Consider the following 19,551-nt stretch of genomic DNA (forward strand, 5'->3'; position numbering starts at 1 on the left):
ACGAAGATGACCTTGATCTAGATTTGGATTTAGATGAAGAAGAAAAAGAAGATGGATCCCCGCTTTCGCGGGGATGACAAATTGCGGAAGCTGTCATTACGCAACAAGCCCGCGCATAATTTATGATTATGTATGATTTTAGATAAAATAATTCAGATTTTTTGTCAAATTTATTTTTAAAATGCTATAATATAATCATAAAGTTATAGATAAGCAGACACCTTAAAAACCCGGGAGCAGATTTATAAATGCCACAAATAAGGGTTAAGGTGCGATTTACCACATAACATCGTCTTAACCCCGATTATTCATAGACGAACAGAATTCTAGCAGAGTGTTGGAAATTTTCCCAGGTATGAACCCCGAGTTCCTAATCGGGGTTCATAATCAGGGTTAACAAAAGATTCTTACAAAGGCTCATTAAAAAAGTTGATTTTTTGGCAAAGAGGGACTGTTGCGAAATGGTCATTCCCGTGAAAACGGGAATCTACTTCTCAGAAAACAAGATAGATCCCCGCTTTCGCGGGGATGACAAATTGCAAAAACTGTCATTTCGCGACAGTCCCAAAGAACCTGGATATAAAAAAACATGAAATTTTTTGCATAAACTCTCGAAGAATATTTGAAAAGAAGGGAAAAAATGTTAATTCACCATCATGGTATGCCTATTAGTGCAGTTAAAGCTACAATGCCTCCTCGAAGCTTAGATAAAATTTTGCATCTTGAGCAAGAATTAGGAGATATGGGGATAAGCAATCCACCAGTATTCTTTTTTAGAAGTTTATACCTTAAAAGTCCCGCGCAATATAAAGGTTTTTGCGGATTTTATAAATATGTTATGGAAAAATTTAGAGATGCGTTAAAAGAAGCAGGAACTGGAGATGAAGAACATTTAACCTTTAATATAATTCCACCCTCAGTATCTATGATAATGAGGGTGGATTTCAACCGTTTAATTCAAAAGTTTGACATGAATGAAGACCAATGGTGCCAATTCTTTAATGAAAGTCTTAGGGGTATAAAATTAGCAGTAGATGTGGATGGAAAACGTATAGTGTATCAAGAGTTAAGCTTTGCCGAATATAAAGAAATAGAGGAATCAATTAGGTTAAGAAACAGAGAAATTTATATGGCCGGAGGAGAACTTATAAGCTTTGAATTAATTAATAGTATATTAACACTTTCTCTTTTGGATGTTCATACTTTTCAGATAAAACCCGCACAAGTTCGCTGGAAACTTTTTGAAGACTTAGCTCCAAGCCTGTAAAAACTATTAATTTTGGAAATAAAAATGAGTGACAATTCATTATCTTGTTCAAAAAATAAACGGCCTCCACTCTTCCTGAGTTACACAGGAAGATTTTCTTTTAACGCCCAAAGAAATCTTATTACCTACAAGTCAATAAAAGCAGTTGCTTACAAAGAACAACTGCAAAGATTATTTGCCATTGCCCAAGAAAAACACACAATCACAAATATTGTTGGACTAGCCCCTTTCAAAGAAATGAGGAAATACAAATTGTATCAAATAGATGAAAAAGGAATAGATTTTTTTATTGTAGGGGAAAATAGAAATATTCTTGATCTAAGCACTTCAAGATTAGACTCCTTTTTTAAAAAGAAAGCATCCTCATCTCTTTTAAGAACCCTGCCACAAGAATTGTCTTCAATATTAAAATTTAAGATTCAAACTCAAATCAAGAAGTTAGAAGATATGCTGCTTCAAGCTACTAAAAGACTCGATACAATTTTAACTGATCAAAGCAAAGGAGCTGCCTTTGTTGAAGAGGAAGTGATAGCAACCTGTAGAAAACTTCACGCCGATTATGGTTTTTATCCCGCGATTTACTATAATATTAAGCCTGAAACAAGACAAGCAAGAGTCCTTTTTAAAATAGATCCTACTACCAAAGAAGAAATAGTTAACATGGAAATAAACTTACCTCCTGAAGGGGCATCTTTCTATTCGATAAAAGATGTTACTTCTTCCCTAAGAAAATTTGAATCCTTTATAATGGATCTTAGAGACCCTAAAACGTTTATTGACCATGGGTTCCCCTTTAACGCAGAAAAGGCTGCTGCGGACATAAAAAGAGGAATCACTTTTTTGACAATATTTAGAGGAGTACTCTCAGGTGAACGGCCAATAGTTATGTCAATCCATGCCGATAAAGAAAGTTGTTTTGCAGATGCTGCTGAAGAAAAAAGGGCGGCCGAATCAATAAAAAACTATTTAATCCAAATCTCTTTAGCTTTTAAGAAAATAAAAAAAGAAGAAGAAGCTTTAAACAAGGGTGTAAATACAGTAAAGATAACAAACGCAACCCCTCCCACTGAAGATCAAAAATCAGAAACATTTCTACCTCTTTCCCGAGAACAAAAACTAGATATATTAAAACAAGGGCGGCTCTTTGTTTTTCGTGGGCATAGAATTAGAATTATTGAATATCCTTTAAAAGCATTTTATAAAAAAATTCCCGCGGTTGTCGATTGGTTCAGAGAAGTAGTTATTGATATTTATAAAAATACAGAAGAGATGAAAGACAAGTCAAGAGAAGAAATGATTTCTCTTTTATCTCTGGATGACGCAAGTATAATAAAAAGAGTTATAGAACCTCGATATTTAATACTCCCGGAAGGCGATCCTTCACATGAAGAAGATATAAAGGGAGTTATTTCATGCTCCGTCATGGATAATCTTGAGGGGGTTGGAGTCGTTTTAGAAATACCTCAAGTTATGCTTAAAAGTGAATTGCGCGGGGGCAAAATGCAATTAGCTATAATTCGGAACATATTTAATGCAATATATAAGAGAGATTGGGCAGATAGAGGATTTTTCAAGGGATTTTGGTATATGCTTATCCACGGGATGCCTTTGGATGCTGCAACACAAAGCCTTAGAGTTATAAGAGATTTTTTAATGGCTAAAGATGTTTCAATCTTGAGAGTTATTCGTGGGCAAGAATTAACATATGAACAAAAATTAATCATTAATGCCGCCTCTAAAGGAAAAGCAGATAGCCGAGGAATGGAATATAACGCCTATAAAGGAAGAATAGCGTTGGTTGAAGAAGAAGAAAACATTGTTTTACGAAAACCTATTTTAAGATTTTTATTAAAAAAACGACGACAGCAAGAGGACGCAAAAATCAAACAGCTTGTGAAAGAAGCAATAGAAAATAACGGACGAATTCATCTTGTCGGCAATGGCACAATAGGAGCAAATTTAAAAACTGTTTGGGATCTGTTTTGGATAAAAATATTTAGGAGATGAACATTAAAAATGAAAACTTATAATAATCGTGCAACTTGTTTTTTGATAAGTTATCCAGGATATCCTTTCTCACCAACCTCATTTATGCCAGATAATGGGCTGGCAAGCTTAGCAGGAAATCTTCATGATGCAGGACACAAAGCTAGAATTCTTGATTACGGAACTACAGATTTAATGCGTCGACTAGTTCCGTATAAAATCAATCAAAAATTGACAGCCATATTGCATGGCATTGAAGAGTTAACTCGCGAAAAAAAAGAAAAAGGAAGTCTATCAACTCGTAACGCAATAAAACTCGCGTGGTATTTCAGTCAACTAAAAATGTTTTCTCATAAGCTTGAAAAAGTTAGGGTTAAAACAGAGATAGAAATTGCACAGGAAATTTCAGCCCAGGTTAATCAAGCAGAAAATCCTTTTATAGGATTTAAACTTTGGAATGGAGATGGATATAGCGGATCAGTTAGAATTGCAGAAGAATTAAAAAGAATTCTTCCTCATGTTTCTATCTTTGCCGGAGGTCCGCAAGTTAAATTTTTCAAAGACTTTATTTTCGGAGAAACAAAAGTTTTTGATGCGCTGGCAATAGGAGATGGGGAAGCAACTATTGTTCCTCTAGCCGAAGCCTCGTTAAGCACCCACCCTCTCAGTGATGTGCCAAATATATTTTATAGATCAACAGAAGGAACACCTCTTTATACTTCCACTAGAAATATCTTCAACCTCAATGAACTGCCTTTCCCAATATATGATCCTGGAGTTTATTCATCAATGGAAGGCGATCAAAAAATCAACATGATTGTGGTAGAAGATAGGCGCGGCTGTGATAACGCATGCAATTTCTGCGCTCATCCATCAATTAGCGGAAGAAATCCGCGGACAAAAACCCCACAACGAATTGTTGATGAATTTGAGTATTCTCAAAAAAAATATGGGATTTCGAATTTCAGATTAGGGGGATCCAGCACTCCGGGAAAATCCCTTACTGAAATTGCTGAAGAAATAATGAGAAGAGATCTTCATTTGAATTTTACCGCTTTTATGAGGGCAAAAGATGCTGATACCACTACCTTCTCAAATCTTAAAGAAGCCGGTCTTTATAGCTTATTTATTGGCATTGAATCAGGAAGCCAAGGAATACTTGATGCTATGAATAAAAAAGTTTCAAAAGAAAGAATCGCAGAGGTAATTGGTGCGGGAAAAAGGGCCGGCATTTTTATGGTTGGAAGCTTAATTTATCCAGCCCCTTTTGACACCGCCGACACAAGAGCAGAAACGGTAAGCTTTTTAACAGAAACGCAACCCGATTCTATTCCGCTTCAATTTTTAGGTGTTTACCCTGGGACAGAATATGCACGTCATCCTGAAAGATACAACATTGAAATGCTATATCCATCAACAATGGATAAGATGCTTGCCTCCTTAGGTCTTAAACCTAAACCCAAATTCAATGATCCTGAGATACTCCGTTATTTGCTTGAATATAAAATTCGTCTCTTATTCCCACCAAGATATTGGGACCCTCTTCCGTGGAAGGTAAACGGCTTAAGTTATAAACAATTTGCCGCTGAAGCGCAAAAGCTATATGAAGAATTAAAGCAAAAAGAGTTTTTGATGTCATTAACCGACCCAGAAGCATTAATGGCTCATTTAACAGGAGTTACAGCCAAAGGCCTATATAACCAAACATTTTTCGACCTTTTCACTGGAAACTGGAGAGGAATGGAAGACTTAATAAAGAAAGTAAATCATGCAAACAAATAGATGTCATGTGAAACGCCTTATTAACTAACTCAAATTCAAATTGACCTTTTGATTTCAAGCTCCTATAATCTTTTAATAAGTGGATATACTGATAGATTTAAATAGTTTAATTCTTTTGATCCCAATTATCATCAATCTAGGGTTGGGGATATTTATATTTTTTACAAACCCGCGCAATAATTCCAATCGCCTTTTTTCTTTTATATTGTTTTTAATATCATTTTGGTCTATAACTTTTCTTTTATTTCTTAGGCTAAAAGACCCAAATTTAGCCCTGGTTTTTAGAAGATTAACCCCAATAGGATCGTCTCTTATTGCGGGTTTTTTGCTTTATTTTTCTTTAATTTTCCCTGAGAGCGAAAAAAAACCTTCTTTTTTATGGAAATTTATTTGCTTTGTTCCGGGCATATTTTTTGCTGTAGCATCTATTTTTTCTCCCCTCATGATTACTTCTTACACTATAGAAAATCCTAAGTTCCCTTTTATTGGACACCCTAATTTAGGCATTTTGTATGATTTTTTTACTGTATATCTTATTTCTTATTTTATAGCTTTTTCTTACAACCTTTATAAAAAATATTTGTCTTATTCCGGCAATGAAAAAAGACAACTCTTCTACATATTAACTGGGGTTGGCATCACAATATTTTTAGCCGCATTTATTACTTTAATTATGCCTATTTTTGGCATAATTAAATTTTTCACTATAGCTCCGGCCTTAACTCTTATAATAGATCATTTTATAAGCCTTGCAATGGTTAGACATGGCCTTTTTGGATGTAAAAACTATTGGAAGAATATCGGCTTCATAACTTTCGGCATAATCATTGGAATTGGAATAATAGCATGTATTTTAGTAGGTAGATTTGATTTTATTTTCACTTTCATAGTAAGCACTTCCCTTATTTTCCTTTCAATACTTATTTATACAGCAGACAGAAATAACGGGAAAAATATTTCATTTACTTTGATATCCATTAGTTTGGTATTTTGGAATTTATTTACTTTCATGCTTAAATATCTCTATGCTGACCCAACAAACTTTTTCTGGCTAAAAAGCATTAATATTTCCATGGTCTTTGTTCCTGCTCTGTTTTTATATTTTAGTAAAGTTTTTCCTTATGAACCCAAAAAAGTTTTGAGTTTAGAAAAACTTCTTATTTTTGTCCCTGCATTATTATTGACCTTATTTATTATAACCAATAAGATCATAACCGGGATAAAACTCATTGAGAATAAACATGAATATATGGTCGGCTGGGCACAGCCTTTATTTGTCGGATATTTTTTTATATTTTTCTCCCTTGCCTTTTTTAATTTATACAGAAGCCTAAAAAAAAGCCATGGGACACAGGCAATACAGCTAAGATATATATTTTTTGGTTTCGCCTTAAATGCAATAATTGGTCTTATCACAAATTTATTACTACCAACCATAGGAATAACACAATTTATTTTAATCGGCCCCGGCTCTACCATAATATTCATCGGGGTTACAGCCTACACAATAGTCCGCCACCGACTTATGGATATAGAAATCGTTATACAAAAGGGAGTTATCTATACAACTCTTACCTCACTTATAATCGCCACATATGTTTTTATGGTTGTACTTTCCGAACAGCTCCTTAAAAGGACTTTTGGATATAATTCCACTTTGGTTTCAGGATTAGTCGCGATCATCATCGCGATTTTTTTTCATCCTCTTTTAACTTTCCTTAAAAATACAACCAGCAAATATTTTTATCCAAAACACTACGATTATAAAAAAGTGCTAAAAGAAATAAGCCACAAAATCGCAATTCAGATCAGAATGGATGATCTCGCCAAACTACTAGCTTCAACCTTTACAAAAATAATGCATACATCCGAAGTAGCTTTGCTTATACTAAACAAAGGTAAGGCAAGATATATCTCTGTCCCTATAGAATTTTCAGAAGGAGAAAGCAAATATAAAAGGATTGAAATAGACCAACACAGCCCTATTGCAAATGGGCTAAAAACAACAAAAGATGTCCTTTTTGACGATGAAATAAAATCAGAAATTTTAAGACTGCAAGCTTTAAGAAAAAAGGATAATCCCGAATTGTTAAGCCTTTTAGATATAAAAGAAGAGATGGAAAGCCTGGGAGGTTCTTTATGGGTCCCTATATTTTCAGGAGAAGAACTTACAGGCATAATATTTCTGGGAAGCAAGCTTTTGGGAGATACTTATACGCTGGAAGAGATAACTTTGTTAATTACACTTGCAAAACATATTTCCACGGCTTTTGAGAATACAAATTTATACGAAGAGGTCCTCTCTATAAAAAATTATACGCAAGACATCTTAGACACCATGCCATCAGGAGTTTTAACCATAAGCACGGAAGGATCTATTATAACGTTTAATCCCATGGCAGAACATATAACCGGACTTATAACAAAAGATATTATAGGCAAAAACTTTAAAAATATCTTTTCCCCTGAAAACCCCATATCACTCACCATTTACGCCGCGTTAAACAATAAATGTTTTACCAATTTTGAAGCAAACATAATACCAGAAGACAAGGAATCAATGCCCATATCTTTAACAAGCACCCTCCTTAAAAATTCCCAGGAAAAAATAACAGGAGTATTGCTTACCATAACTAATCTTGCACAAATACGCTCACTAAAAGAAAAATTAAAGCAAACAGATAAAATAAACGCCTTGGGAACAATGGCCGCCAGTATGGCCCATGAAATAAAAAATCCTCTCTCTTCCATGAAAGTTCTTTCGCAATTATTGCCGTTAAAATATGATGACAAGGAATTCAGAGGGAAAATCATAGAGATAATCCCAAAAGAGGTCTCTCGAATAGACAGAGTAATTGAATCACTTTTAAATTTTGCAAGATCTACAGCTCCTCAATTTATAGAAACAGATATTAATAAATTGATAGATAAAGATGTAAAATACTTTTACGAACAAGCCAAAAACAATGGCATAAAAATTACAACAAATTACGCGGAACTCCCACAAATAAAATGTGATACAGACCAGCTTACGCAAGTTTTTTCCAACTTAATATTAAACGCTATCCAAGCAATGCCGGAAGGAGGAGAATTAAAAATAACAACAGGGGAAGGGCAAAAGATAGATAGCACTCTTTGTGGTATAAAAATCACGATATCAGATACCGGACATGGGATTTCAAAAGAAAACTTAAAAAAACTATTTGATCCTTTTTTTACCACAAAATCCGCGGGAACGGGACTTGGGCTGACAATTTCCAAAAGCATTATTGAGAGTCATAGCGGTACAATGGAAGTCTCTTCTATACAAGGGAAAGGGACTACTTTTACAATAAATTTGCCGCTCAAACAAAAAATTTAACCCCGATTATTCACCCCGATTAGGAAATCGGGGTTCATAAACGAACAGGATTCTAACAGAGTGTTGGAAATTTTTCCAGGGATGAATAATCGAGGTTAATATCTCAATTTAATATCTCTTTACGTAACAAACAAGAATTGCTATAATTTATCACATACAAAAAACTTACCCCTTTGCAGCTTAAGAAGGAGGTACAGGAATGGAAGTAAAAACGGTTCAGTTTCCGGAATTAGATGCGGAAGGAAAAGGGATGAGGATTGGGGAAGGGACACTTTCTGATATTCCAATTGAGGTAACAGCCGAACTTGGAAAATCAAAGCTTACATTAAGAGAAATATTAGAAATTGCGGAAGGTTCCATAATTGAGCTTGACCGCCTGGCAGGCGAGCCTCTGGATATAAAAGTAGGCGGGTCTGTAATTGCTCAAGGAGAAGTTGTTGCAATTGATGATAATTATGGAATTAGAATTACTAACGTTTTGCTAAAGTAAAAAAATATGACATACGAAGCTTTAACTTTACATCAAACACCAATCGTAACATTCGGTTACATAATCCAGGTGCTTCTATCTCTTGCAATTGTAATCGGATTAATCTATGTTGCCGCAAAATATCTACTGCCAAGACTGCAACAAATAGTGCCAAAAGGGAAGCTTATGCAAGTAACAGACCGAATGGGACTTGAACCTCAGGTAACGGTATACTCGTTAAAAATTGAAAGTTATACATATCTTTTGGCCGTAAGCAACAAAAATGTCACTTTAATTGATAAATTTAAAGAGGGAGAACTAGGTTGAAAAAAATTTGGTTCTTTGTCTTCCTGCTGTTGCCCAGCTTCGCCCTTGCCGCGCCACAAGGTCAGATAGCCGGACAAATAAACTTAAATTCAATTATGAATTCCCCGCAATTCTCATCAAGCATACAAATGATAATAGGAATAGCGCTCATCTCCTTAGTCCCATTCTTTCTTATTTCCGTAACCGGGTTTTTAAGGATAATTATAGTTTTTTCTTTGGTAAGGACTGCTATCGGAACACAACAGGTTCCACCAACATCAGTTCTTGTAGGAATCGCCGTGTTTATGACTATTTTTGTAATGAATCCCGTTTGGCAAGAGGTAAATAAAAAAGCGATAGAACCCTACAATCAAGGAAAATTTTCAGAAATGCAGGCATTTAAAGCAGGGTCCGAACCTTTGAAAATGTTTATGTTGAGACAAGTTAGAGAAAATGATCTTGCTCTCTTTGTGAAGTTTTCCAATATCGAACCCCCTAAAAAGGCGGAGGATGTTCCTTTATATGTTGTAATTCCGGCTTTTATGATTTCAGAGCTTAAAACTTCTTTTCAAATAGGCTTTTTGTTGTTTATACCATTTATCATAATAGATCTGGTCGTAGCAAATATTTTATTATCCCTGGGAATGTTTATGTTATCCCCCGTCATGGTTTCACTCCCGTTTAAAATATTACTGTTTGTCTTAGTTGACGGATGGAATTTAATAACACGGGGATTATTAATGAGTTTTAGGTAAATTTTCCCAAGAAAACGCGCATTTTCATGTTTCTTTAAATAAAATTGGAGCCGCAAAAATGAACCAAGATTTTATCGTTCAAGTAATGAATCAAGGGATAATGACAGTTCTCATCGTCTCCTTGCCAATAGTGGGAATAGGTTTGCTTGTAGGCTTTATAATAAGTCTCTTTCAGGCGGTTACTCAGATTCAAGAACAAACCTTAACTTTTGTGCCAAAAGTTATTGCTGTCCTACTTTTACTAGCCGTAACCTTCCCTTGGATAATGTCTCTCCTTATAGACTTTACAGCAACTCTGTGGTCATCCATCCCCAACATGGTCAGATAAAAATGATAATTACCATTCCGCAAATACAAGTATTTTTTTTCATAATAGCCAGAGTAGCAGGAATCTTTATTCAAGCTCCCATTTTATCCAGCAGATCATTTCCAACCTTAGGCAAAACTGCTCTTGCAATATGGATATCCCTGATACTTTGGTTTGTAACTCCCATAAAAATAGAATTAATGCCTCAGAATCTTATAGGTTTCGTCCTTGCGTTAACAACAGAAGTTATGTTGGGTTTTACGATCGGATTCGCGTGTAACATAATCTTCCTTTCAATACAAAGCGCGGGAGAACTTATAGACCTCCAAATGGGTCTTTCTGTCGCGCAATCCTTTGACCCTGTATTTGGAGGCGCTGTTTCGATAATGGGCCGCGCATTATTTTTTACTGGAATAGTTATTTTTTTCGCCGTAGATGGGCATCATTTATTCCTTTCTATTCTTCATCAAAGTTTCAATATGATCCCAGCTCCCGCCGTAATTAATCTGGCATCACCAAGTTTTATAACAACACTAATGGGCCTTGGCGCAACATTATTAAATCTATCCATCAAACTTGCCATCCCTGCGATTCTTGTAATATTTATTTCCGATTTTTGTTTTGGAATAGTCTCCAGGGTCGCCCCACAAGTAAATGTATTCATGCTTGGGTTCCAGGTCAAACCATCTTTAGGTCTTTTAACTCTTTTTCTCATAATGCCTTTACTTGTAAAACAGATAGCGTCACTTCTTGGAATTATGGGAGAAGAAGCGCTAAAATTACTTTTAGCGCTTAAAATTGCTTAAACCCCAACAATTCGCCTTAATATTTTAATTTATGATGAAACGTTAAATTAGGGAGGTCTTAAAAATTGGCCGAGCAAGGTGGAGATAAAACAGAAGAACCTACTCCCCATAGATTGCGGGAAGCAAGAGAAAAGGGACAAATTGCAAAAAGCCGTGAAGTAACAACTGCAGTGTTATTGCTTTTAAGTTATTCCGTCTTCCGTTATTTTGGAGAGGGGAGCTGGACTTCCCTTGTCCAGATGGGGCAAGGGATATTTTCCCAAATTCCAGCATCGGCAAATGAATTCTCTTTTGATTTTGCTTCTTATATTCTTTTAATAGGCCTTAAAGCTTTTGCTTTGGCTTTAATTCCAATTTTTGCTGTAACATTTTTAGCCGCAATAATAGTTGAAACAATGCAAACGGGATTTGTTTTTACGGGTGATCCCCTATCCCCTAAAATTGAAAGAATAAATCCTCTTGAAGGCTTTAAAAAGATGTTTTCTCTTCAAGGTTTTGTAGAAGTCATAAAATCAATCTTAAAAATAATTATAGTTTTTTATATAGCATGGATAACAGTAAAAAAAGATCTGCCTTATATTATGGTTCTATTAGACAACAATCCCTGGGATTCCCTGCTGCTTGGAGGACTCCTTGCATATACAATTGCCATGCGAGTCGGAATTTTTTACATAATCATTGCTTTTTTGGATTATCTTTACAGAAGATGGGAATACATGAAAAACCTCAAAATGACAAGACAAGAAGTAAAAGAAGAATACAAACGATTAGAAGGAGATCCTCAAGTAAAACAAAGAATAAGAGACATGGCAAGACAAATTGCGTACCAGAGAATGATGTCATCTGTTCCCCAGGCAGATGTTGTAGTAACAAACCCCACACATGTCGCCTGTGCTGTAAAATATGAGCAAAACAAAATGAAAGCCCCCAGATTAATGGCAAAGGGAATGCGTAAGCATGCAGAAAAAATACGCCAAATTGCGGAAGAACATGAAATACCAGTAGTTGAAAACGAACCTTTAGCCCGTTCAATATATAGAACAACAAAAGTCGGACAAGAGATACCAAGAGAACTATATCAGGCCGTGGCAGAAGTTTTGGCATATATATACAAAAAAAAGAAAGATAAAGAAGCATTAAATAAGACTATTGCTGGCATCCCTCGGGGGTGATAGAATCTACGTATGGCTTTCCCAGGAATTGATTTAAAAAATCTGCAATCTTTGTTTTCTGGGTCTGATCTATTTGTTGGAATTCTACTTATTGGAATAGTTGCTCTTATTATAGTTCCTCTACCTCCTTTTCTCCTTGATATTCTTATGACTTTAAACATAGCTTTTGCTTTGCTCATTTTGCTTGTCGCAATGTATTTAAAAGAGCCGCTTGAATTTGCCGCATTTCCATCAATACTTTTAGTCGTCACTCTTTTTAGGCTGTCGCTCAATATTGCAGCGTCAAGACTCATACTTCTTCATTCAAATGCGGGACAAGTTGTACAGGCTTTTGGAAGTTTCGTAGTTGGAGGAGATTATATTGTAGGAGCAATAGTCTTTACTATTATAACAATTGTGCAATTCGTTGTTATCACAAAGGGGTCAGAGCGTGTCGCGGAAGTTGCGGCAAGATTTACTCTTGATGCTATGCCGGGCAAACAAATGTCAATTGACGCTGATCTAAACGCAGGGCTTATAGACGCCAATGAAGCAAGGGGCAGGCGTCGTAAAATAGAACAGGAAGCCACATTTTTTGGAAGTATGGACGGTTCAAACAAATTTGTACGCGGAGATTCTATTGCGGGAATCATCATCGTCATAATCAATTTAATAGGAGGGATACTTGTAGGTTGGCTGCAGCGCGGCTTGGGAATAATGGATGCGCTTACAACCTTTGCGTTACTCACTGTCGGCGCAGGCATTTTAGCACAGGTCACAGCACTCCTTGTATCTGTTGCCGCAGGTCTTGTTATTACAAAATCAGCCTCGGAGATGAGCTTGGGAACAGATGTATCAAGACAACTTTTTGCCCAACCAAGAGCTTTTGCTTTTGTCTCTTTAATATTGGCTTTCTTTGCTTTGATTCCCGGTATCCCTACCCTCCCCTTTTTAGGTCTTGCAGGAGCAAGTGGAACTCTTGCAATGGCGCTTATTCAATCGCAAACAAAATCTGAAGAAACACAAATGATGAAAGATGAAGGCATGGGCAAAGATGCCATGAAAAAACCTGAAAGCATTCTTGGCACATTAGGGTTAGACCCTCTCTCTTTAAAAACAGGGAGAAACCTGATCCCCTTAATTGATCCCGCGCAAAAAGGGCCACTGCTTGAACGTATAACATTAATCAGGTATCAAATAGGACAAGATTTAGGTTTTGTTATTCCGGGAGTCAGGGTAATGGATGATCTTTCTCTTCCTCCAAATCAATATACTATAGAAATTCGCGGGACCAAAGTTTCAACAGGAGAAGCATTTATGGGTCATCATAGAGTTGATATGAGGCTGGCGGAAGTCAAAACAAAAAAACTTACAGGTTCAGAATCAAAAGATCCCATGACCAATGAATCTGTAACATGGGTGCCCGACGACATACTCCCTGATCTACAAAAGTTAGGAGTACCTTCAATAGAACCGGTAGAAGCAATTACAAATCATTTCACGGAAGTTATCAAAAGGTTTGCAGATGAAATCATGACCCGACAAAACATCCAATCTCTTATAGAAATTGTAAAAAATACGAACGCCGCAATCGTAAGAGAGCTGATACCAGACATGCTATCCTTAGGGCAAGTACATAAAGTGCTTCAATTGCTGGTTCGTGAACGTGTAAGTATTCGGGATTTATCCACCATCCTTGAAAGATTGGCAGATTACGCGCATTTATCCCGCGATATAAATGTTCTTGCAGAATATGTCCGTCAATCACTTGCCCGTCAAATTTGCGAACAATACACGGATAAAAACAACGTTATAACCGTAGTAACAATTGACCCTTCTCTAGAAGAGACGCTGATTGGAGCTATTCATCAATCCGAATATGGATCATTTTTGGCCGTAGATCCCAACATGGGAGAGAGAATCTTGACTCAAACACAAAGGCATCTGCTTAATTTTAAAAGAATGAAGCTAAGTTCCGTTCTCCTCTGTTCTCCAAGGCTCAGACCCCACTTCAAAAAATTTATCGAAAGAAGTTTCCCCAGCATAGCTGTTTTGTCCTATAACGAAATTGTTCCACAAGTAAAAGTACAAAGCATAGGAATGATTTCTGTTGAATAAAAAAAAATAATTTGCTAAAATTGATAAATGGACAAAAAGGTAAGTTCTTCTTCATCAGGGTCAAAGATCTCATCGCGAACAGAAGGGATTTTTTTCGCTATCCCCGCAGGAATTACAGGCCTTCTAAGAAGATTTTGGCCTTTCGCCAAAAAATTCACTAAAAAATTCAGTGAAGAGTGCGAAAATCCAGAAGAAAAAGAGGGAGAATTTATGGCTGCTGTAAAAAAAGACGCTAATCGGTGGACATAAATGATATCAAGAGAACAAATTGAAGATCGCATTATAAAAGTTATTCGTGAACGCTTCTTAAAATATTCAGATGAAGTCGTCACAAAATATAAACGTCAAATTGAAAGCACTGTAAATTGGTACGTCTCTACACTCCCTTCGCATATCAGAAAATCCGAAGCTGAAGATTTAGCTCAAGAAGCAAAAATCGCTTTCATCGACGCTTTAAAAACATGGGATCCCCGCAGGGGCGAGCTTTGGCCTTATGTCTCTATCCGCCTTAAAGGTTCTATGCAGGACTACCTTAGAAAAAAGAAGATGGATCAGGTCTCAGGAATGTATGAGTGGATCAATTCTGCCGCGCATATTTACATGGCATTTAACCGCGAAGCAATAGTTCATGACGAAGCAGATGATATATTGCATGTTGACGGCGCACTACAAGAACTAAGTGAAAAAGAACAAGAAATTGTAAAAAAATATTACAAAGAAGATAAAACTTTTAAAGAGATTGGAGATGAAATAAGCCTTTCCGAATCGCAAGTCTCGCGTATTTGCAATGAAGCTACTCGTAAGATGAAAAAGTTCGTCAAGTCGACCCAGCCTAAGTAAACCACACATATTATTGGTTAAAGCTTTTTTGTTTGTATGATATAATTTATCGTAGCTATAAGCTACGAGCTATTGGCTAAACAAGCGGGAGTAGCTCAGTTGGTAGAGTATCAGCTTCCCAAGCTGAATGTCGCGGGTTCGAACCCCGTCTCCCGCTTTTTTCCCGGCGCGGTACCCAAGCGGTAAGGGAACTGTCTGCAAAACAGTCATTCGGCGGTTCAAATCCGCCCCGCGCCTGTTTGGCTTATGGCTTATAGCTTATAGCTTATGGCAGAGAAGAGAAAGTTGGCTTATGGCTTATAGCTTATAGCTTATGGCAGAGAAGAGAAAGTTGGCTTATGGCTTATAGCTTATAGCTTATGGCTAATAGCTAATGGCTTGGGGGGTAATAAGTAAATGTTTAGATTTAAGAATTTTAAGATATATAATGAAGCAAAAGACTTTGCTAAATTTTGTGAGGAAGTTATAAGTAAAAATCTAAAAAATGATAGAAAAGAGCTTTTATTTCAAACTAGAGGCGCATATTTATCTGTAATTCTTAATATTGCAGAAGGGTCTGGCTGTGATTCTGATAAAGAATTTAGAAGATTTTTGGAAATATCTTTAAGGTCAGTTTATGAGGTTGTCGCTGCCTTTGATTTAGCCTTTGAGATGGGATTGGTTGATGGTAAAATACAGGAAACAATTGAGAGTAAAGCAGAAATGCTCTGCAAACAAATTTCTTCTTTTCGCAAAAAGTTAAATTCGTGATTTTTTTTGCCATAAGCTATTAGCAATAAGCTATAGGCTAGAATGCGCGCTTAGCTCAGCTGGTTAGAGTACTTGCTTGACAGGCAAGGGGTCACTGGTTCGATCCCAGTAGCGCGCATTCTAGCTAATGGCCTTTAGCTTATGGCGTAATGATAGGCTATTATTTCTATAATTATTTAAACACAAGGAGCCAAACCATGGAAAAAATTCATCTGGTACTCATTTTTGGGATTATTGCTGGGCTTATTGATATTACTCCAATGCTCATTATGAAATTGCCATGGAACGCCAATCTTGCAGCTTTTTTAACATGGCTTATTGCGGCCTTTTTTATAACTACTTCCAATATTGAGTTAAACAGCATCGTCAAAGGTATTATTATTCCATTCCTCATAGTACTCCCTGTATTATTAATAATTGAAGGCGGATTTAAGCAAAGAATTCCGATTGTAATTATGACTTTGATTTTGGGGAGTTTGCTTGGTTATTTTATTGGGAGGATTTAACCCCGATTATTCACCCCGATTAGGAAATCGGGGTTAAGTAGCAATTGGAAAACCTTCTCTATTCCAACGAATCATCAACTCTCTCATAAAAGCTTTATATTTTATTGCGCCTAAAATCATTCTTTCCAAAGCTGCTTCGCGATCAGGAGTAATATCCCCTTCTCTTCGTTCATCTGCTAGCTCTGATTGTAATGTTTTTAATTTTGCCAAAGGTTTTCTAAAATGATGTTGCACTTCTGTACTTGAACCACTCAAATTATCTAGGAAGGCAATTAACGGTTGTTTTTCACTTAAAAAACAAGAAGATGATTCAATGACAGGATGTTCGCAACTAATCAAGCTTACAAAAATCTCTTGAAGTCCCTTTAAAGTCATTGCCGCAAACTCTCTTGCAAGATTGGCTTCTACTTCAGATTCAACAGGCCATTTTTGTGGATTGTTTCTGTTTCTCTCAATTTCTTCTTTTACAAAACTTATGTCATTAAACGTCTGTCCTCGACTATTTATGATCCTTTCAGTCGTTCTCTGATGTCGAGCATAAACTATATCCAACTCCCATCGAAAAGATTGACATTGTAGTTGCAAAATAGAAATAGCTTTTGAATCTCCATAATCTAACAATTTAAGGCTTCCTTCATGAATACCATAGTTTTCAACATGGCTAAAAGTGTGTCCGCCAAGACGGAATTCCTTAGCAAATGCAGAAGGATTAATTCCACTTTGCGTTGCCGTCTCCATAACGTTTAAAATGCCTAAAAAAGAATATCTAGTAGGAACAACCATTTCTCCTAATGCAACAGAATTACGAGCCTCTAATCTATTCGCAGTAATACCAAAAAAATGAATAAATGGTTCTCGTGATACAACTTCCACTTTTAAAAAAGCCTTTGTAGGCCATTGTTTCATTTGCCAACAATCTTGCGCTATTCCTCTTAATTCCGATGATAATTTTCTAACTGCTTTTCCAAGCGGAATGTTTGGAATTTTGAGCGTCATCCTTTCAGAAACAATTGCTATCCTTGTCCGTCCCCTTTTTATTCTCATGCTGAATTATTTGCATATTTACCTTAAAATTTCAGGTTAACCCCGATTATTCATACCTCGAATAATGTTTGACAATTTGTTAGTTATTGATTCTGGGGTGAATAATCGGGGTTAATTTACATCACCAAAAAAATAGCCGCTAACGAAGGCCAAAAGCGCATTCCAATAAATAGAAATCTCGTTAGTAGAATAACTGTAATAACTGTCTAAATAACATTTTGCAGGAGGAATGTGGCGCTTTGTTATTTGATTATAAATATAAGAATCATCCCCCCGTGAATTTGGCCCCCCAACAAGAAAGCCCGCAATAGGGTTTTTATTTGAGCTATTAAGAGACGAATAATATAAAGGATTTTTAGGAAAAACAGATCCAATTCCCGTCACAAAAGAAAGATTTAAAGAATTTTTTCCTAATACATAATGTAACTGATCAAGAGCTGCTTCAACATATTTTTGACTTGGAGCAGTCTCATTGGCCATCAGTAAAAGCATAGAATAACTTAATGCAACTCCATTTGATCCCCAATAATAATCATTTGAGTTCAAAGCTACATTATAACCATTTTTATCAATCCTATTAACAATTTGATTGGCATAATTAATTAACTCTTTTTCAAAAATATCTTTTATTTTTGGGTTTGCAATTTTATCATCTATTGTCAAATATTCAAATACTGCAAAAACATGTACATCTTTCCAAGAGAACGGATAAACGATTACAGGTTTCCAAGTTTTATAAATTTTATTTATATATTTTTTATATTTATCTTCTTTTGTTGTTTTTAGCAACTCAATTACTGCCCAAAATCTTTCATCTCGATCATCTTCATCTTCATATCCACCTGTATGCCTAAATCCATTTGGATCACGATAGCCTCCTTGTGGAACTATTGTTTTGTTCTTTTCTAAAAACTCCCATGCCTTTTGAGCAGCTTTCAAACACTTTCTAGCAAATTTTGAATCATATTTATTATATACTCTATATGCCATGGCCATTGCAGCCGCAAAATCAGCAGTCGCAGCAGATGATACAGGAACAATGTATCTTGTTGCTTTATCTTTCTGAGGAAGCATTCCTATCGTAGGAAATTCTTTAGTAACAATAAGATGATAGACCCCTCCATCTTGTCGTTGCATTGTAAACATCCAATCTAATTCATACTTAATTTCAGTAAGAATATCCGGCAATTTTTCATCTGGAATACCAAGTTTAAAACTATTTATTTTAGAAGGGAACAATTCACACAATTTTAATAAAATGCCTGTCGTTACCGCGCCCGGAACTATTTTTTTACCATAATCTCCAGCATCATGCCATCCTCCAACAGATTTAAGATATTTACCAGAATCTAATACAATTGCATCATTTAAATGGCAAGCCTCCCCTGTCCATTCCCCAGCATATTTCTTTTCAAGCTCAGTTCCACACCTTTGAAAATAAAAACCATGCATTGTTTCAAGAAATAGTGGGTTATAAACTCTAGCCTCTATTTTAAAAGGATAGGATTTAATTTGTGGATTAACTTCTATATAATATGTACCAGGAGTATTTAGAGAAGAAAAATCAAGTTTAACAATTGAATCTCCGCTGTCCATATCATCGATAATTGAGGGTTGTGTTTTACCATTAAAAACAATTTTATTAGAAATCAAATCTTTTATTGCAAAAGATATTTCGGAAGAACCCTCACTACTCAAAACTAAAACTCCCTGTTTAGACTGATTAGGCAGATATCCAAGTTGGTCAACCATAATATTAGACAAATTATTATTATCAGCAAATGATGTGCAACAATAATTCATTTGAAAAATGGTGAATATAAATATTAATAATTTAAACCAAAAATTCATATTAAACAACGCTTAAGTTTTATTATATTACTACTGAATAACAATGAATAACAGCATTTTATATCGCTTTACAACAAAAAAATCAAGAAAGAGCCAATATTTTTTTTCCATGAATCTTTTTAGCCATGTCAATACTTTTTAGAGAATACCCCAAATTCCCTTTATTTAATTCGCTCATAGCAAAAGCTAAAACATGCGTATCATCACTTTCGGTAATTACCTTCAAAAGCTCTTTTCCATTCCTTGGAGGCA

The 19,551-nt window shown here is 35.8% G+C and carries 17 protein-coding genes and 3 tRNA genes; 18 read left to right on the forward strand and 2 right to left on the reverse strand.

Annotated elements, in window-relative coordinates; all coding sequences use genetic code 11:
- The first annotated feature begins 688 nt into the window (after nucleotides 1–688).
- From A2290_01970 to A2290_02055, 18 genes are all read left to right on the forward strand, one after another.
- A complete protein-coding gene (locus tag A2290_01970) occupies nucleotides 689–1,267 on the forward strand; it encodes a hypothetical protein (protein OGC12774.1) in 579 nt (192 codons plus the stop codon).
- 24 nt (nucleotides 1,268–1,291) lie between these two features.
- The gene (locus tag A2290_01975; GenBank protein OGC12775.1) at nucleotides 1,292–3,274 is read left to right on the forward strand and encodes a hypothetical protein; all 1,983 of its coding nucleotides are present in this window, start codon (nucleotides 1,292–1,294) and stop codon (nucleotides 3,272–3,274) included.
- Nucleotides 3,275–3,283: 9 nt separating this feature from the next.
- The gene (locus tag A2290_01980) at nucleotides 3,284–5,035 is read left to right on the forward strand and encodes a hypothetical protein (GenBank protein OGC12776.1); all 1,752 of its coding nucleotides are present in this window, start codon (nucleotides 3,284–3,286) and stop codon (nucleotides 5,033–5,035) included.
- Between the two features lie 79 nt (nucleotides 5,036–5,114).
- Nucleotides 5,115–8,396, forward strand: a complete 3,282-nt coding sequence (locus A2290_01985; GenBank protein ID OGC12777.1) for a hypothetical protein — start codon at nucleotides 5,115–5,117, stop codon at nucleotides 8,394–8,396.
- 199 nt (nucleotides 8,397–8,595) lie between these two features.
- A complete protein-coding gene (locus tag A2290_01990; protein ID OGC12778.1) occupies nucleotides 8,596–8,886 on the forward strand; it encodes a flagellar motor switch protein FliN in 291 nt (96 codons plus the stop codon).
- A 6-nt stretch (nucleotides 8,887–8,892) separates the two neighbouring features.
- Complete coding sequence (locus tag A2290_01995; GenBank protein OGC12779.1) at nucleotides 8,893–9,192, forward strand: hypothetical protein; 300 nt, start codon at nucleotides 8,893–8,895, stop codon at nucleotides 9,190–9,192.
- On the forward strand, nucleotides 9,189–9,926 hold the full coding sequence (locus tag A2290_02000) for a flagellar biosynthetic protein FliP (GenBank protein ID OGC12780.1): 738 nt from the start codon (nucleotides 9,189–9,191) through the stop codon (nucleotides 9,924–9,926). The genes A2290_01995 and A2290_02000 overlap by 4 nt, the downstream gene beginning before the upstream one ends.
- 58 nt (nucleotides 9,927–9,984) lie before the next feature.
- Nucleotides 9,985–10,254, forward strand: a complete 270-nt coding sequence (locus tag A2290_02005; GenBank protein OGC12781.1) for a flagellar biosynthetic protein FliQ — start codon at nucleotides 9,985–9,987, stop codon at nucleotides 10,252–10,254.
- Nucleotides 10,255–10,256: 2 nt separating this feature from the next.
- Nucleotides 10,257–11,039 carry a hypothetical protein gene (locus tag A2290_02010; GenBank protein OGC12782.1) on the forward strand — a complete coding sequence of 261 codons (783 nt, stop codon included), beginning with the start codon at nucleotides 10,257–10,259 and terminating at the stop codon, nucleotides 11,037–11,039.
- Nucleotides 11,040–11,104: 65 nt separating this feature from the next.
- Complete coding sequence (locus A2290_02015) at nucleotides 11,105–12,211, forward strand: flagellar biosynthesis protein FlhB (GenBank protein OGC12783.1); 1,107 nt, start codon at nucleotides 11,105–11,107, stop codon at nucleotides 12,209–12,211.
- Nucleotides 12,212–12,223: 12 nt separating this feature from the next.
- A complete protein-coding gene (locus A2290_02020; protein OGC12784.1) occupies nucleotides 12,224–14,308 on the forward strand; it encodes a hypothetical protein in 2,085 nt (694 codons plus the stop codon).
- Nucleotides 14,309–14,335: 27 nt separating this feature from the next.
- Nucleotides 14,336–14,557 (forward strand): hypothetical protein, encoded by a 222-nt coding sequence (locus tag A2290_02025; GenBank protein ID OGC12785.1) that lies wholly within the window; start codon nucleotides 14,336–14,338, stop codon nucleotides 14,555–14,557.
- Nucleotides 14,558–15,148, forward strand: a complete 591-nt coding sequence (locus tag A2290_02030; protein OGC12786.1) for a hypothetical protein — start codon at nucleotides 14,558–14,560, stop codon at nucleotides 15,146–15,148.
- Nucleotides 15,149–15,232: 84 nt separating this feature from the next.
- Nucleotides 15,233–15,305: transfer RNA gene (locus A2290_02035), tRNA-Gly, on the forward strand.
- 8 nt (nucleotides 15,306–15,313) lie between these two features.
- Nucleotides 15,314–15,385, forward strand: a tRNA-Cys gene (locus A2290_02040).
- Between the two features lie 159 nt (nucleotides 15,386–15,544).
- Entirely contained in the window at nucleotides 15,545–15,898 is a 354-nt protein-coding gene (locus tag A2290_02045; GenBank protein OGC12787.1) for a hypothetical protein, read from the forward strand.
- A 44-nt stretch (nucleotides 15,899–15,942) separates the two neighbouring features.
- Nucleotides 15,943–16,016, forward strand: a tRNA-Val gene (locus A2290_02050).
- A gap of 79 nt (nucleotides 16,017–16,095) precedes the next feature.
- Nucleotides 16,096–16,404, forward strand: coding sequence for a hypothetical protein (locus A2290_02055; GenBank protein ID OGC12788.1), 309 nt, complete (start codon nucleotides 16,096–16,098; stop codon nucleotides 16,402–16,404).
- A gap of 33 nt (nucleotides 16,405–16,437) precedes the next feature.
- On the opposite strand, the gene A2290_02060 is transcribed toward A2290_02055, so the two are convergent.
- Nucleotides 16,438–17,448, reverse strand: a complete 1,011-nt coding sequence (locus A2290_02060) for a hypothetical protein (protein ID OGC12789.1) — start codon at nucleotides 17,446–17,448, stop codon at nucleotides 16,438–16,440.
- A 111-nt stretch (nucleotides 17,449–17,559) separates the two neighbouring features.
- A complete protein-coding gene (locus tag A2290_02065; protein ID OGC12790.1) occupies nucleotides 17,560–19,200 on the reverse strand; it encodes a hypothetical protein in 1,641 nt (546 codons plus the stop codon).
- Between the last annotated feature and the right edge of the window lie 351 nt (nucleotides 19,201–19,551).

The sequence above is a fragment of the candidate division WOR-1 bacterium RIFOXYB2_FULL_36_35 genome (assembly GCA_001771505.1).
Lineage (GTDB): Bacteria > Margulisbacteria > WOR-1 > XYC2-FULL-46-14 > XYC2-FULL-37-10 > XYB2-FULL-36-35.